Origin of the sequence: Acidihalobacter sp. (assembly GCF_037381185.1) — a bacterium.
GTDB lineage: Bacteria > Pseudomonadota > Gammaproteobacteria > DSM-5130 > Acidihalobacteraceae > Acidihalobacter_A.
Window position 1 is genome coordinate 70,784 of record NZ_JARRQY010000018.1, and the last position, 14,429, is coordinate 85,212.

Below are 14,429 nucleotides of genomic sequence, written 5' to 3' on the forward strand. Positions count from 1 at the left end.
AGGGTGTTGGACAGAGATAATTGGGCCGTCGCCAAGCGGTAAGGCAACGGGTTTTGATCCCGTCATTCCCAGGTTCGAATCCTGGCGGCCCAGCCATACATATAGGCCGACTTGCCGTCGCAGCGGTGGCGGAAGTGGGTCTGACCAGCGGGCAGAGCACGCTGGCGAACAGTGACAACCCAAAACGAGCAGTTCTTTAGCCGTGTCCGTTACCGAAACTAGCAGGATGATGGTCTTTTCCGGCAATGCCAATCCTCGGCTTGCCGAGAAAGTGGTGCGCCATCTGAATATCCCTCTCGGCAAGGCCCTGGTCGGTCAGTTCAGCGACGGCGAGGTGCAGGTCGAGATTCTGGAGAACGTGCGCGGCAAGGATGTGTTCATCATCCAGCCGACCTGCCGGCCGACCAACGACAATCTGATGGAGCTGTCCATCATGTGTGATGCGTTGCGTCGTGCCTCGGCCTGGCGCATCACCACGGTGATTCCGTACTTCGGTTATTCGCGTCAGGATCGGCGGGTGCGTTCGGCACGCGTGCCGATCTCGGCCAAGGTAGTGGCGAACATGCTAACCGTGGCCGGCGCCAACCGTATCCTGACCGTCGATCTGCACGCGGATCAGGTGCAGGGGTTCTTCGACGTGCCGGTGGACAATGTGTACGCCTCGCCGGTGCTGCTGGGCGACGTCTGGCGGCAGAAATACGACAACCTGATCGTGGTTTCGCCCGACGTCGGCGGCGTGGTTCGTGCCCGGGCGCTGGCCAAGCGTTTGGACGATGCCGAGCTGGCGATCATCGACAAGCGCCGTCCACGTGCCAACGTGTCGCAGGTGATGCACATTATCGGCGATGTACAGGGCAAGACCTGTCTGATCGTGGACGACATGGTCGATACCGCAGGTACGCTGTGCAAGGCGGCCGATGCGCTCAAGGAACACGGCGCGGAACGTGTGGTGGCCTATGCGACGCATCCGGTGCTGTCGGGCCCGGCGATCGAGAATCTCTCGGGTTCCTCGCTCGACGAGTTGGTGGTGACCGACACTATCCCGCTGACGCCGGAAGCCGAGGCCTGCGAGAATATCCGTCAGCTCACTGTGGCCGGCGTGCTGGCCGAGACGATCCATCGCATCAATCGCGAGGAGTCGGTCAGTACCCTGTTTATGGATTAGCGCGTTCCGCTTCGCGGACAGTGTTTGGAGGCGGGCGGCTGTGTCGTTCGCCATTGGCGACGCCTCTGGTCGCGGGGGCGTTTCGGCCGCAGAGCGGCCTAGGTAAGTTTGTGGAGTCAGAAAATGGATATGAATTTCGAAATTGTCGCCGAACTGCGCGAAGATCAGGGCAAGGGTGCGAGCCGCCGCCTGCGTCGCGCCGGCCGTGTGCCGGGCATTCTGTACGGTGGCAGTGGCAACGCGACGCCGATCAGCGTCGAGGCCCGCGTGCTGTATAAGCAGCTCGAGAACGAGGCCTTCTATTCGCACATCCTGAACGTGCAGCTTGAAGGCAGGACCGAGCGCGCCGTGCTGCGTGATCTGCAGCGCCACCCGTCGCATCCCACGGTCCTGCATTTCGACCTGCAGCGTGTCAGCGAGGATCAGGCGATCCACGTGCGCGTGCCGCTGCATTTCCTCAACGAGGAAACCGCGCCGGGCGTCAAGCTGAGCGGAGGCATGGTCAGCCACCACCTGTCGGAGGTCGAGATCAGCTGTCTGCCCAAGGATCTTCCCGAGGCGATCGAGGTCGATCTGGGAGCGTTGGAACTGAACGCTTCCATCCACCTTTCCGATCTAAAGCTGCCGGCCGGTACTGCGCTGGTCGAACTGAGCCACGGTGAGGAGCATGACCAGGCCGTCGTCAGCGTCAACGCTCCGCGTGGTGCCGCCACAGCCGATGAGGATGGGGCCGAAGAAGGCGAAGGCACCGAGTAAACCCGGCTCATGGGCGAGCGGTTGCGCCTCATCGTCGGACTCGGCAATCCCGGTCCCAAATACGACCAGACCCGACACAATGCCGGGTTCTGGTTCGTTGATGAAGTGGCGCGGCGGCACGGCGCCCGCTGGCGTACCGAAGGCCGCTTCCTGGGCGAGACGGCGCGGGTCGCTATAGATGGCGCGGACGTCTGGCTGCTCAAGCCGTCCACCTACATGAACAAGAGCGGCCAGTCGGTCGCGGCGGTCACGGCGTTCTACAAGATCGCGCCGTCGCAGCTGGCGGTGGCTCACGATGAGATCGACCTGCCGCCGGGCGACGTCCGCTTCAAGTTCGGCGGCGGCCACGGTGGCCACAACGGCTTGCGGGATATCTTCTCCCATCTGGGACGGGACTTCTGGCGGGTACGTCTCGGCGTCGGTCATCCGGGACATCGCGATCAGGTGATCGACTACGTATTGGGCCGGCCCGGCCGCGACGAACGGACGCAGATAGACATCTGTGTCGACAAGGCTGCCGATCTGCTGCCCAAGCTGGTGGCGGGTGATACCGAGCGCGCCATGCATGCGCTCCACTCCAGATAGGACAAGAATCCCATGGGCTTCAAATGCGGTATCGTCGGTCTGCCTAACGTCGGCAAGTCAACCCTGTTCAACGCCCTCACCAAGGCAGGCATCCAGGCCGAGAACTATCCGTTCTGCACCATCGACCCCAACGTCGGCGTGGTGCCCATGCCCGATCCGCGGCTCGATGAGTTGGCCGAGATCGTCAAGCCGGAGAGAGTGCTGCCCACCACCATGGAGTTCGTGGACATCGCCGGTCTGGTGGCCGGAGCCTCGCAGGGCGAAGGGCTGGGCAACCAGTTCCTCGCGCATATCCGTGAGACCGACGCCATCGCCCAGGTCGTGCGCTGTTTCGACAACGATGACGTGATTCACGTCGCGGGTCGCGTCGATCCACTGGCCGACATCGAGGTCATCAGCACCGAGCTGGTGCTGGCGGACATGGATACCGTGGAAAAGGCGATCAAGCGCCTCGGCCGCGTAGCCAAGTCCGGCGACAAGGAGGCCGTGGCTCAACTGGCCCTGTGCGAGGGCCTGCAGGCGCATCTCGACGGCGGCCGTGCCGCTCGCTCCATGGAGTTGGACGACGAACAGCGCCGTTTGCTGCGCGAACTGCACCTGATCGAGCCGGGGCTGGACCGGGTGATCCGCGCCGGCTACCGCCTGCTGGGCTTGCAGACCTTCTTCACCGCCGGGGTCAAGGAAGTCCGCGCCTGGACCGTGCGCCAGGGGGCGACCGCGCCGCAGGGCGCCGGGCGTATCCATACCGATTTCGAGAAGGGTTTCATTCGCGCCGAGGTCATCGCCTACGACGACTTTATCGCCTGCGGCGGCGAGCAGGGCGCCAAGGACGCCGGCAAGTGGCGCCTGGAGGGCAAGGACTACGTCATGCATGAGGGTGATGTGGTGCATTTCCGCTTCAACGTCTAAGAAGCATCCGAATCCTTCCGCCGCTTCTTGACTTGCAGGGCGCGGTTTCAGAGAATACGCGCCTTCCTGCACATGGCTATGTAGCTCAGCTGGTTAGAGCACAGCACTCATAATGCTGGGGTCGTTGGTTCGAATCCAACCATAGCCACCATCTCCAGAATCTGATTTTCAGGTTCCATTGTTCCCCGATCAGGCGCAGCCGATGGAGTCCGCGCCAATGAGTTCACCGGCGCACACCCGTCGCGACCCTTTTCAGGCCAGGCGTTTGCCGCGCGGCGTATGGGCGCTGGGCTTCGGTTCGCTGTTCATGGATGCTTCTTCGGAGCTGATCCACAGCCTGTTGCCGATCTTCATGGCCAGCGTGCTGGGCGCGTCCATGGTCACCATCGGCCTCATCGAAGGCGTGGCCGAAGCGACCGCCTCGATCACCAAGGTCTTTTCCGGCGCACTCAGCGACTACCTGGGGCGGCGCAAGCTGCTCATGGTGTCCGGCTACGCATTGGCTGCGCTGTCCAAGCCCGTGTTTCCACTCGCCAACGCGATCGAGTGGGTGTTCGCGGCGCGTTTCGTCGACCGTATCGGCAAGGGCATGCGCGGTGCGCCGCGCGATGCGCTGTTGGCGGACATAACGCCGCCGGCGTTGCGTGGCGCCGCCTACGGATTGCGCCAGGCGCTGGATTCGGTGGGCGCCTTCATCGGGCCGTTGCTGGCGGCGCTGTTCCTGTTCTGGTTCGCTGACAACCTCGAGGCGGCGATGTGGGTGGCGGTGGTGCCCGCGTTCATTGCCGTCGCGCTGTTGATGGCCTATGTGCGCGAGCCGGAACGTCCGGTTCCGGCAGGCAAGGGGAAGGTTCCGCTTGCTCTTGAGGACATCAAGCGGCTGCCCCTGCGGTTCTGGATGGTGGTGCTGCTGGGGACGTTGTTCACGCTGACCCGCTTCAGCGAGGCGTTCCTGGTGCTGCGCGCGGAAAACGTCGGTTTGGCGCTGGGTTTCGTGCCGCTGGTGATGGTCGCCATGAACGTCGGCTACGCGCTGTTCGCCTACCCGGCGGGCGCAGCCGCGGACAGGCTCAGCCGTCGCGCGCTGCTGATCGTCGGCCTGTTGTTTCTCATCGCGGCCGATACGGTGTTGGCGCTGGCGTCCGGCGCGACGGCAGTGTTCGCGGGGGCGGCGCTGTGGGGGCTGCACATGGCCTTTACCCAGGGTTTGCTGTCCAAGCTGGTCGCGGATCACGCCCCGGCCACGCTGCGCGGCACGGCGTTCGGTATCTTCAACCTGGTGGTCGGGGTGGCGCTGCTGCTGGCGAGCGTCATCGCCGGAGGCCTGTGGACGGCATTCGGGCCGGCGTTCACCTTTGCCGCTGGCGCCGGCTTTGCGCTTCTGGCCGTTCTGGGTCTGTTGTTCGCCCGCTGAGATCAGCCCCGATCTTTTTCGGCCGAGTTTTCGACCGGCAAGGTTTCGGCAGGCGGACCTCGCAGGTATTTTCGTCCGGTGAACGTGCCGGAGATCAGGCCGCTGCGCTCGGCGATGTCCATCAGGATCACGCCGCCGATGTGCAAGGTGATCAGTATGGCGATCAGTGCGAACAGCGCGACATGAGCATGTACGAGGCCGGTCGGGTAGGCGCGCGAGGCCTGGGGTGTGGGAGCCTCCGCCCCCGTTTTTGCGACTGCCGCGCTGTAGCCGGCATAGGGCGGCAGGTAGAGGTCGCCGCGCGCCAGGCTTACTGCGGTCCGCGCGGTAGCAGGGCGGACCACCGTGCGTGTGTATCGCCGAAGAAGCCGAGGTACACGCGCCACAGCAGGTTGAGCGCGAACAGGTAGGCGATATGGACATGCAGCGATTCGACGAAGTAGCGTCCGTCCGCGCTGAGTCCGAATTCGGTCTCGCGCAGCATGATGATGCCGGAGCCGATCAGGGCGAACACGCATAGCGCGTTGATCCAGTGAAACCAGCGTAGTCCGGGGCTCCAGACGCGGTGTTCCTTGAGCGGTTCAGCCATGTCGTCGGTCGTGCATGAAGTGTCGTTGGGCATAAATGTATCACCTTATGGGGGGCCTCCCAGGTCGAGTTGTTGGCGTAGGAAGCGGAGGAAGCGCGCGGCTGCGGCAGAGGGGGGTTCCCCGGCGATCAGCCTGAGTTCGCGTGTGAGGGGTGGACTCAGGGCGATGCTGGTCATGTTCGACCCCTCGTGCCGCAGCGCCAAGCGTGACGCGAAACCGATGCCCAGTCCCTGGCGCACGGCTTCCTTGACGGCGGCGACGCCGGCCAGTGCTATGCCGAACCGCGGTTGCACGCCGGCCTCGCGGAAGGCCTGTTCAAGCTGCGCACGCGTGCCGGATCCACGCTCGCGCCAGATCAGCGGCTGTGTTGCCAGCAGATTTATCGGCAGACTGCGGCGTTGCGCCAGCGGGTGATCGCTGCGCAGCACGGCGACGATCTCGTCTCGGGCAATGATTTCGGCCTGCCGATCGTCAGGCAGATCAGTGTCGAGCGAACCTTCGGTCAGTGCTATGTCGCAGTCCAGCAGCCTTGCCGCAACCTCGCGACTGTTGTAGCTGGCCAGTTCGATTTCAATGCCTGGGGCCTGTTCGCGAAAGGCGGCTACGACCGGCGGCAGCAAATAGGCGCCAAGGGTCTGGCTGGCGGTGATGCGCACCAGGCCTGATTCGGCGCTGGAAAGCGAGTCTGCCAGCGCTTGCGCGGCGTTCAGCGCATCGGATAGCCGCTGCGCTTCGACGTACAGGCGCTGCCCGGTGCCGGTCAGTGCGATGCCGCGCCCGGCGCGCCGGTACAGGGCTTCGCCAAGCGTTTCCTGCAGCCGCTTCAACTGATTGGAGACAGCGGGTTGGGTGAGATGCAGGCGCAGCGCGGCTGCGCCCACGCCGCCTTCGCGCACTACGGTGGCGAAGGTCAGCAGTTGCTCGGGATTGAGACGCATGAGTTTCTTATATCATTCTTTTATGTGATGTTTAAGCTAAATAAAGATAATTATTAATGATGTTCTCTTGTGGCTAAGCTGGGCTCTCTTTCTGGAGGTGCTCATGAGACTGCGTCCGCTTACCCACAAACAGCGCCCGGCGGAAGTGATCCGCCACTTCACTCCCAACTGGTTCACCATGACCATGGGAACCGGAATCCTGCTGCTGATGATTCACGCCTTTCCTTACCGGTTCCCGGGGCAGGACGTGCTGGCGCACGGACTGTGGTGGGTGGACGTCGGCTTCTATGTGCTGTTCTCCGCGCTGTTTCTCGCCCGTTTGTTGCTGGAGGCCGATTCGGTACGGCACCTGCTCGAGCACCCGGTGCAGTCAATGTTTCTAGGTGCGATTCCCATGGGCCTCGTGCCGGTGATAAATGGTGGGCTGTTGTTCGGTATGCCGGTGCCCCTGGCATACGGACTCTGGTGGCTGGACGTACTGCTGGCGGTCGGCTTCGGCTGGTTGGTGCCGTTTTTCATGTTCACACGCCAGGAGCACAGCCTCAAGGACATGACTGCGGTGTGGCTGTTACCTTTGGTCTCTTCGGAGGTGACGGCTTCTTCGGGTGGCTATCTGGCTCCGCATCTAGCCCATGAGACGGCGCAGGGGGTGATTGCGGTGAGCTATGTGCTGTGGGCTATGTCGGTGCCGTTGGCGCTGGGCGTGGTCGTGGTGGTGTTTCTGCGCCTGGCGTTGCACAAGCTGCCGCACCGGGCGATGGCGGCATCGGGCTGGCTGGTGCTGGGGCCTATCGGCACGGGGGCGCTGGCTCTGTTGGTGTTGGGCCAGGCGGCAGGGCCGGCGTTTGCCGGCACGCCCGTGGCCGAAGCGGCCGCCTTCGCGCGTCCTTTCGGTTTGCTCGTCGGGTTGTTGTTGTGGGGTTACGGCTTGTGGTGGTGGGGCATGGCCTGGTTCTTCACTCTGCGTTATCTGCGTGAGGGACTGCCGTTCAACATGGGTTGGTGGGGTTTTACTTTCCCTTTGGGGGTCTATACCGCATCGACGTTGATGCTTGCACAGCAGACGGGGTGGGCGGTTTTCGAGGCGTTCGGGGCCTTGCTGGTGCTGCAGTTGGCAGGTTTCTGGTGTGTGGTGGCAGCGCGCACTTTGCACGGCATGTGGCATGGCTATCTGTTCGATGCGCCGTGCCTGGCCGGCGAGGTGGGTGTTCAGGTGTCTTCGTAGTCGACGTTGACGATCCAGTAGCGGCGTTCGCCCTGCGGAGTACGTACGACGACTTCGTCGTCCACGGCGTGCTTGAGCAATGCTCTGGCCATCGGAGAGTCGATGCTGATGTTGCGGCGCGCTGGGTCGAACTCGTCGGCGCCGACGATGCGTAACAGGAGTTCGTCGCCGTTTTCATCCTCCAACTGCACGCTGGCGCCGAAGAACACGCGCGAGCGCTCGCCCGGCGGGCGCTCCACGACCTTGAGTTCTGGCAGCCGTTTCTGCAGATAGCGGATGCGCCGATCGATCTCGCGCAGTTCCTTCTTGCGGTAGATGTATTCGGCGTTCTCCGAGCGATCGCCTTCGGCGGCAGCCGCGGCGAGGTGTTTGGTCACGTCCCGGCGGCGCAGCCACAGGCCATCGAGTTCGTCGCGCAGAGCGGCGATGCCGGTGGGGGTGATGTATGGCGATGAGCGCGGCGGGGGTGGGCGCCAGCGTGGCATGTCGGGCTCGGTGTGCTTGGGTGGATGCGGCGCAGTATAGGGCTTGTGGGTATTTCGGGAAGGTTTGTGCCTGGGGGTAACTCCAAGAGAGTTGATCGTTGTGAACGCTGGCGGTTGTCCTCGTGCGCAATTTGAGGTTCGGCTTTGAATTTGCGCAAACGATTTCAACGCATTTGTTTATCACGGTGGTCTATTTCGTGCACGATTCGGCGTATGGCGTTTCGGTCTGCTGATGTGACGCGCCCGCCCCGAAGGGTAAGGCGCAGGGATGCGCCGAACAAACCGGCTCGGGCGCGTCACCTCGATCAAGCGAATCCCCAGGCATCGAATCGCGCCCGAAATCAGCCGCCAAAGCCAGCAAATACGCCATCTTCACTCGCACAAGATCAAAACCGAAAGCGCTGATTCGCGCCCGAAACGGGCCTCAGCGCCAACGATGAGGACAGTTCTTACCGCATTGCACGGCGATCCTCGTGATCAGCGATAATCCCGCCACTCCGTTGTCCGGCGCCTAGCACCCATGCACGATCCATCCCGACACGATTTCTTCCGCCGCCTGCGCGCTCAGGCGCTGGTAGCGCGCCAACGGCGCGTCGTGTTGCTGGAGGGCGCCGCGGATTGGTACCGCGATGTCCTCGCGGCGCTGCCCGCTACACTGGGAATCGACGCTACGCGCTGGTTCGGCACTCCGCCCCCAGGGTGGACGGAATTCTCCGGCAATGTTGGCGAGGTGCTGGGGCGTGAACTCGAGCTGGTCGGTGTGGACGTGCGTGCAGGGCTCGATCCCGACGCATTCGGTGCACTCACCGGCAGCCTGCGGGCCGGGGGGCTGCTCCTGCTCTGCGGGCCGCCGCTGGAGACATGGCCGGAGTCGACGGCGGACGGGGACGCGGGCCGGCGGTTCCTGGCGAGATGGGCGAGGTTGCTGTCCGCGGCGGATGAGGTCACGAGGCTGATCCAGGGCGATGCATGGCCGCCGCTGCCCGCGCCGGGCGCCACGCGGGAACCCTTGTTACAGGATGCGGACGGCTGTCTCACTGCCGATCAGCGGAAGGCGGTGGATGCCGTGTGTCGCGTGATGACGGGACATCGGCGGAGGCCGGTGGTGCTTACGGCCGACCGCGGGCGCGGCAAGTCGTCCGCCTTCGGTCTGGCTGCGGCGGTGCTGATGCGCGGGCACGCGGCGCGGGTGCTGGTGACCGGTCCGAGCCTGGCTGCGGCGGAGCCGTTGTTCGCCTGCGCCGCCGCGCGGTTGCCTCAGGCCAGACATGGGCGAGGTGTGCTGCATTGGGGGACGGCGGAGTTGCGGTTCGTGGCGCCCGATGCGCTGGTCCGCGAACCGCAGGAGACCGATCTGTTGCTGGTCGACGAGGCGGCGACCTTGCCGGTGGGGTTGTTGGGGAGTTTGCTGGAGCGCTATGCGCGTATCGCGTTCGCCACCACCGTGCATGGTTATGAAGGCAGCGGGCGTGCTTTTGCCGTGCGTTTCGGCGGGATTCTGGAGCGCCGTACGCCCGGCTGGCGTGGGGTCGGGCTCGAAGAGCCGGTGCGCTGGGCTTCGGGTGATCCGCTGGAGGAGCTGGATGCGCGCTTGCTGCTGCTCGATGCCGAGCCTGCCGCGGATGAGGTGGTGGCGCTGGCCTTGCCGGACGATTGTCGGCTCGAACGCATCGACCGCGACCGCCTGGTCGCGGATGAGGACGGTCTGCGGGAGCTGTTCGGCCTGCTGGTGCTGGCGCACTACCGTACCCGTCCGCGCGATCTGCGCCAGTGGCTGGACGGCGAGGAGATATCTTTATGGGGGCTGCGGTACCGCGGTCATCTCGTCGGTGTGGCGGTTGCTGCCGATGAGGGAAGGCTGGATGCGGAACTGGCCGCTGCGGTGGGCCGCGGCGAGCGGCGGGTACGCGGACATCTGATTGCGCAGTCGCTGGCTGCACATCTGGGCCGTGCGGAGGACGCCGGCCTGCGCGGCTTGCGTATCGTGCGCATTGCGGTGCATCCGGCTGCGCAGGGGCGTGGTCTGGGTGGGCGTTTGCTGAGGGGCGTGGCCGAGGCGGCGCTGGAGGATGGCGTGGACTGGGTCGGCGCCAGCTTCGGCGCCGAAGCCGACTTGCTGCGCTTTTGGTGTGCATCCGGATTTTCGGTCGTGCGCATGGGCTTCACGCGTGAAGCCACCAGCGGTGCACACGCCGCGTTGGCGCTACGCGGTCTGACGTCTTCGGGAAAGGTTTCGGCGGCGCGTGCCGCCGAGCGCTTCGCAGCGGGGCTGCCGGCCTGGTTGGGTGATTCCCTGCGTGCGCTCGAGCCGGAGCTGGCGTTCGAATTGCTGGCGCAGGCTGAATTGCCGGAGGTCGGCGCGGATGCGCTGCGCGAGGCGGAGCGTTTTGCCCGCGGCAGCTGCGAGTTCGAGGACGCTCTGCCTTGGCTGCGCGAACTCTGTCTGGCGCGGCTGGGAAGAGGCTGGAAGTCCGGTGCCGTGGCTACGGCGCTGGCCGAGGCGATGTTGGTGAGGCTGGTGCAGGCGCGGAGCTGGGCCGAGAGCGCTGCCCGCCTGGGATTGCCGGGGCGGGCTCAGATCGTCGGAGTGCTGCGGGAAGGCGTCGCGGCGCTGCTGCGTCCGCCGGGTTCAGAGGCGTGAGGCGGCACCCGTCATGACGCGCGACACGGCATGCATGAGCTTGCGTACCGGCCACGGCAGCGTCGCGGCGCCGGCGCTGCGGGCCTTGTGGGCATGGTGGGTTTCGTCCTCGCGCATCTGTTCGAGTACCGCACGGCTCTTGTGGTCGGCTTCGGGCAGGTGCTGCAGGTGGTCGCCGATATGGCGCACGACTTGCTGTTCGGTTTCGTCGATGAAGCCGAGACTCCAGCGGTCGCCGAGCGTACCGGCGAAGGCGCCGATGCCGTAGCTGCCCCAGTACCAGAAGGGCCCGAGCAGACTCTTGTGGGTGCCGAGCGCGTCGAGCCGCGCCTCGCACCACTGCAAATGGTCGTTTTCTTCCTCGGCAGACTGTTGCATCTGGGCGCGGGTGTCCGGGTCCCGGGCGGTCAGCGCCTGGCCGCGATAAAGCCCCTGGGCCGAGACTTCGCCGGCGTGATCGACGCGCAGCAGATCGCCCGCGAGCTTGCGCTCCGAGTCGTCCAGTTCTGCTTCCGCGAAGCCGATGGATGGGTCGGGGCGGCCAGTGCCGTGGGACTCGCCGTACAGTGTGCGCAGGGAGTAGTCGATTTCGCCGAGCAGGCGGTCGATGTGGGAAAGCTGACGCATGAAGGTTCCGTGATGACTTGAGAGGCTATTCTGGCATGCTATGCCCTGGGCGGCATTCCGGCAAGCTGGCGTGCCAGCAGGGTTACCGGGTGTAGGACCTCGACGGCCTGGCCGTTCTCCGCCAGGGCTCGCGCCAGATGCATGGCGCAGCCGATGTTGGTGGTAATCAGCAGTTCGGGGGCGAGGTCGGCCGCTGCGCGAACCTTGGGCGCGGCCAGTGCGTCGGCCATTTGAGGGTGTTCGATCATGTAGCTGCCTGCCGCGCCGCAGCAGCGGTCGTTGCCGGGTAGGGGAATGAGTTCGAGCTGCGGGATGTGCTGCAGCAGTGTGAACGCGACATCGGGGGCGTGCAGGACGCGGCGCTGCGAGCAGGGAGTATGCACTGCTGCCCGCTGGGCAAGCGGACGAGGTTCGAGCGCTTCCGGCCACGGTGTCGCGGAGAGGAATTCGCCGATTTCGTGCACGCGTTGTCCGAAGAGCCGTCCCTTTGCGCCGAGCAGGGTGTCGTATTCGCGCAGGGTGGTAGCGCAGGCGCTGGACGTGACGAGGATCGGGATGTCGTTGTCGAATGCAGAGAAATTGGCGCGCGCGAGTGCCTGGGCGGCCTGTCGGTCGCCGGCGTGCTGATGCAGCGCGCCGCAGCAGGTTTGTGCCTCGGGTGTGAGTACGTGGTAGCCGAGTATGAGCAGTACCCGCCTGGCGGCCTCAAGGGTTTCGCGGTCGAAGATCTCGGCGGCGCAGCCGGTGAACAGGTAGACAGCCGGGTTCGAGTCTCTGCCGACGGCGTCGAACGACAGGTGTGCTGCCGGCAGTCTGCCGGTCAGGGCGTGTAGACGCCCCAGCCCCGGCAGACGTTGGATGCCGAGCCGCTTTGCCAGGCTCCAGAGGCCGCTGAGCCTGGCAAGTCGCGTGGCGGCGTAGAGCGTCCGGCGCAGCGTGCGGTGTGCGGCGAAGGCCTGTCGCAATGCATCGCGCATGGGGTTGGGTGGTACGCGTCGCCGCAACTCGGTACGGGCATTGTCGATCAGCCGGCCATAGGGTACGCCGGACGGGCATACGTCTTCGCAGGCGCGGCAGCTCAGGCAGCCTTCGAGGTGTGTGGACAGGCGCCGGTCGGCGGGCAATTCGCCGCGGGCCATGGCCTGGATGAGCGAGATGCGCCCGCGCGGCGAGTCCGCCTCGTTTTCGGTTTCTGCGTAAGTGGGGCAGTGCGGCAGGCAGAGTCCGCACATGACGCACTGATCGGTGGCGGTGAATTCTTCCTGATTCGGGGCGGCTTCGGCGTCGGTCATGGAGCTGGTGGTGTGCGATAGTTCGTGCTTATGGTACCCGTGTTCGGGGGTGGCTTGAGAAGGGGTGTTTGCGCCACCATTGTTACCATCGATACGCACCCGTTCTGCCGGCCACACGGATATCCGAGATGTCTTATTACGATCGTCATGTTTTCTTCTGCACCAACCAGCGCGAGGGTAAGGCCTGCTGCCAGGACCACGATGCTGCCGAGTTGAGAGCTTACGCCAAGCAGCGAACGAAGGAGTTACGGATCGCCGGTGCGGGGCGGGTGCGGGTCAACATCGCCGGATGCATGGGACGATGTGAGGAAGGCCCGGTGCTGGTCGTCTATCCGGAAGGGGTTTGGTACACCTACGCCGAACGCGCGGATATCGACGAAATCATCGAGGAACACCTGCTCAATGGCCGGGTAGTGCAGCGCTTACTGTTGGACTGATCGGTTGAGCGTTCACGCGGCTCAGTCGAAATGAAAAGTTAAATTTATTGTTGACAAAGTAGAGTGTATGTTAGTAATTTCTCAATTGCTGATGAATGAAGCTTTTCAGTGATTCATCTCATTCGGCATCTCATCCTCCTTTGGTGGTACTTGGCGCGGCCCTTGGGCCGCGCTTTTTTGTGTCCGCCGGAGTAGTTGACCAAAACAGCAGGAATTATGTATATTCGGATTTACTGATATGCGGTTCATCCGTATTCAGTATCTCCCTCTAATCGTTCTTTAGGCGTGGCATTGCCACGCCTTCTTTTTTTGTTCGCGGGATACTTGCGTCGGAAGGATCATCCGGTTAAGATTTCGCCCCTTTCAGGGATTGACGGGTGCGCTGGATGGCGCCTTGTCGACGACAGTACTCGGAGCAGTGAGTCAGAGAATGAAGACTTTCAGCGCAAAACCGGCCGAAGTCCGGCGTGATTGGTTCGTGGTCGATGCCAGTGGCAAGACTCTGGGTCGCCTGTCGACCGAAATCGCTCGCCGTCTGCGCGGCAAGCACAAGCCTGAGTACACGCCGCATGTCGACACCGGCGATTATATCATCGTGGTGAACGCGGAGAAGCTGCGCGTGACCGGTGCCAAGTCCAAGGACAAGATGTATTACTGGCACACCGGCTACATCGGCAATATGAAGTCCGCCAGCTTCGAGAAAATGATGGAGCGCAACCCCGCCCGCGTGCTGCAGCTGGCCGTCAAGGGCATGCTGCCGCGGAATCCGCTGGGTCGTTCCATGTTCCGAAAGCTGAAAATATACGCCGGCAGCGAGCACAAGCACGCCGCGCAGCAGCCGACCCCGCTCGACATTTAATATCGCATCAGGATAAGCGTTCATGGCTGACACCCAGTATTACGGCACCGGCCGCCGCAAGAGTTCTTCGGCACGAGTCTTTCTTCGTCCGGGAAGTGGCAACATCGTCGTCAACTCCAAGCCGATTGAGGAGTATTTCGGCCGCGAGACCGCACGCATGATCAGCCGTCAGCCGCTCGAGGCTGCCGAACTGAACGACCGCTTCGACGTCACCGTGACGGTGGCTGGTGGCGGTTCCAGCGGTCAGGCCGGCGCCATTCGCCTCGGCATCGCCCGCGCGCTGCAGCAGTACGACGAGAACCTGCGAGGCGAGATGCGCAAGCACGGCTTCCTGACCCGCGATGCCCGCGAAGTCGAGCGCAAGAAGGTCGGTCTGCGCAAGGCCCGCCGCGCGACCCAGTTCTCGAAGCGTTAATAACGATTCTCGAGTCATTGGGGGATCGTCTAACGGCAGGACAGCGGACTCTGACTCCGTCAATCTAGGTTCGAATCCTAGTCCCCCAGCC

Annotated in this window: 16 protein-coding genes and 3 tRNA genes; 13 read left to right on the forward strand and 6 right to left on the reverse strand. The window is 64.0% G+C overall.

Features of this window, described 5'->3' with window-relative positions:
- Window positions 1-21: 21 nt before the first annotated feature.
- The 7 genes from P8014_RS08210 to P8014_RS08240 all read left to right on the forward strand — a co-directional run bounded on the left by P8014_RS08210 (window position 22) and on the right by P8014_RS08240 (window position 4,829).
- Window positions 22-96 (forward strand) — tRNA-Gln (locus P8014_RS08210).
- Window positions 97-226: 130 nt separating this feature from the next.
- Window positions 227-1,165 (forward strand): ribose-phosphate diphosphokinase, encoded by a 939-nt coding sequence (locus P8014_RS08215; protein WP_337816830.1) that lies wholly within the window; start codon window positions 227-229, stop codon window positions 1,163-1,165.
- Window positions 1,166-1,288: 123 nt separating this feature from the next.
- A complete protein-coding gene (locus P8014_RS08220) occupies window positions 1,289-1,921 on the forward strand; it encodes a 50S ribosomal protein L25/general stress protein Ctc (RefSeq protein ID WP_337816831.1) in 633 nt (210 codons plus the stop codon).
- Window positions 1,922-1,930: 9 nt separating this feature from the next.
- Window positions 1,931-2,506: an aminoacyl-tRNA hydrolase gene (pth, locus tag P8014_RS08225; RefSeq protein ID WP_337816832.1), complete on the forward strand. Its 576-nt coding sequence runs from the start codon at window positions 1,931-1,933 to the stop codon at window positions 2,504-2,506.
- A 12-nt stretch (window positions 2,507-2,518) separates the two neighbouring features.
- Entirely contained in the window at window positions 2,519-3,415 is an 897-nt protein-coding gene (ychF, locus tag P8014_RS08230; RefSeq protein ID WP_337816833.1) for a redox-regulated ATPase YchF, read from the forward strand.
- A 74-nt stretch (window positions 3,416-3,489) separates the two neighbouring features.
- A tRNA-Met gene (locus tag P8014_RS08235) sits at window positions 3,490-3,566 on the forward strand.
- Between the two features lie 66 nt (window positions 3,567-3,632).
- A complete protein-coding gene (locus P8014_RS08240; RefSeq protein WP_337816834.1) occupies window positions 3,633-4,829 on the forward strand; it encodes an MFS transporter in 1,197 nt (398 codons plus the stop codon).
- A 2-nt stretch (window positions 4,830-4,831) separates the two neighbouring features.
- Here the strand turns inward: P8014_RS08240 and P8014_RS08245 are convergent, their stop codons facing one another.
- Genes P8014_RS08245 through P8014_RS08255 form a run of 3 tightly spaced genes read right to left on the reverse strand, consistent with a single transcriptional unit; the run spans window position 4,832 to window position 6,357 of the window.
- Window positions 4,832-5,173, reverse strand: coding sequence for a hypothetical protein (locus tag P8014_RS08245; protein ID WP_337816835.1), 342 nt, complete (start codon window positions 5,171-5,173; stop codon window positions 4,832-4,834).
- Window positions 5,140-5,451 (reverse strand): cytochrome b/b6 domain-containing protein, encoded by a 312-nt coding sequence (locus P8014_RS08250; RefSeq protein WP_337816836.1) that lies wholly within the window; start codon window positions 5,449-5,451, stop codon window positions 5,140-5,142. The genes P8014_RS08245 and P8014_RS08250 overlap by 34 nt, the downstream gene beginning before the upstream one ends.
- A 12-nt stretch (window positions 5,452-5,463) precedes the next feature.
- Window positions 5,464-6,357, reverse strand: coding sequence for a LysR substrate-binding domain-containing protein (locus P8014_RS08255; protein ID WP_337816837.1), 894 nt, complete (start codon window positions 6,355-6,357; stop codon window positions 5,464-5,466).
- A 103-nt stretch (window positions 6,358-6,460) separates the two neighbouring features.
- Between P8014_RS08255 and P8014_RS08260 the strand changes: the two genes are divergently transcribed.
- Window positions 6,461-7,582, forward strand: coding sequence for a TDT family transporter (locus P8014_RS08260; RefSeq protein WP_337816838.1), 1,122 nt, complete (start codon window positions 6,461-6,463; stop codon window positions 7,580-7,582).
- Here P8014_RS08260 and greB read toward each other — a convergent pair.
- Entirely contained in the window at window positions 7,567-8,067 is a 501-nt protein-coding gene (gene greB, locus P8014_RS08265) for a transcription elongation factor GreB (RefSeq protein ID WP_337816839.1), read from the reverse strand. The two genes, P8014_RS08260 and greB, sit on opposite strands and share 16 nt — an antisense overlap.
- Window positions 8,068-8,587: 520 nt before the next feature.
- Here greB and P8014_RS08270 point away from each other — a divergent pair.
- A complete protein-coding gene (locus tag P8014_RS08270) occupies window positions 8,588-10,708 on the forward strand; it encodes a GNAT family N-acetyltransferase (RefSeq protein ID WP_337816840.1) in 2,121 nt (706 codons plus the stop codon).
- Here the strand turns inward: P8014_RS08270 and coq7 are convergent.
- Both coq7 and P8014_RS08280 read right to left on the reverse strand, forming a co-directional pair.
- Entirely contained in the window at window positions 10,697-11,335 is a 639-nt protein-coding gene (coq7, locus tag P8014_RS08275) for a 2-polyprenyl-3-methyl-6-methoxy-1,4-benzoquinone monooxygenase (protein WP_337816841.1), read from the reverse strand. The genes P8014_RS08270 and coq7 overlap by 12 nt on opposite strands.
- Window positions 11,336-11,373: 38 nt before the next feature.
- Window positions 11,374-12,627, reverse strand: coding sequence for a (Fe-S)-binding protein (locus tag P8014_RS08280; RefSeq protein WP_337816842.1), 1,254 nt, complete (start codon window positions 12,625-12,627; stop codon window positions 11,374-11,376).
- Between the two features lie 128 nt (window positions 12,628-12,755).
- On the opposite strand from P8014_RS08280, the gene P8014_RS08285 reads away from it, so the two are divergent.
- The 4 genes from P8014_RS08285 (at window position 12,756) to P8014_RS08300 (ending at window position 14,427) form a co-directional block, all read left to right on the forward strand.
- Window positions 12,756-13,064, forward strand: a complete 309-nt coding sequence (locus P8014_RS08285) for a (2Fe-2S) ferredoxin domain-containing protein (protein ID WP_337816843.1) — start codon at window positions 12,756-12,758, stop codon at window positions 13,062-13,064.
- A 430-nt stretch (window positions 13,065-13,494) separates the two neighbouring features.
- Entirely contained in the window at window positions 13,495-13,923 is a 429-nt protein-coding gene (rplM, locus tag P8014_RS08290) for a 50S ribosomal protein L13 (RefSeq protein ID WP_337816844.1), read from the forward strand.
- 22 nt (window positions 13,924-13,945) lie between these two features.
- On the forward strand, window positions 13,946-14,338 hold the full coding sequence (rpsI, locus tag P8014_RS08295) for a 30S ribosomal protein S9 (protein ID WP_337816845.1): 393 nt from the start codon (window positions 13,946-13,948) through the stop codon (window positions 14,336-14,338).
- Between the two features lie 18 nt (window positions 14,339-14,356).
- A tRNA-Gln gene (locus P8014_RS08300) sits at window positions 14,357-14,427 on the forward strand.
- The last annotated feature ends 2 nt before the right edge of the window (window positions 14,428-14,429 follow it).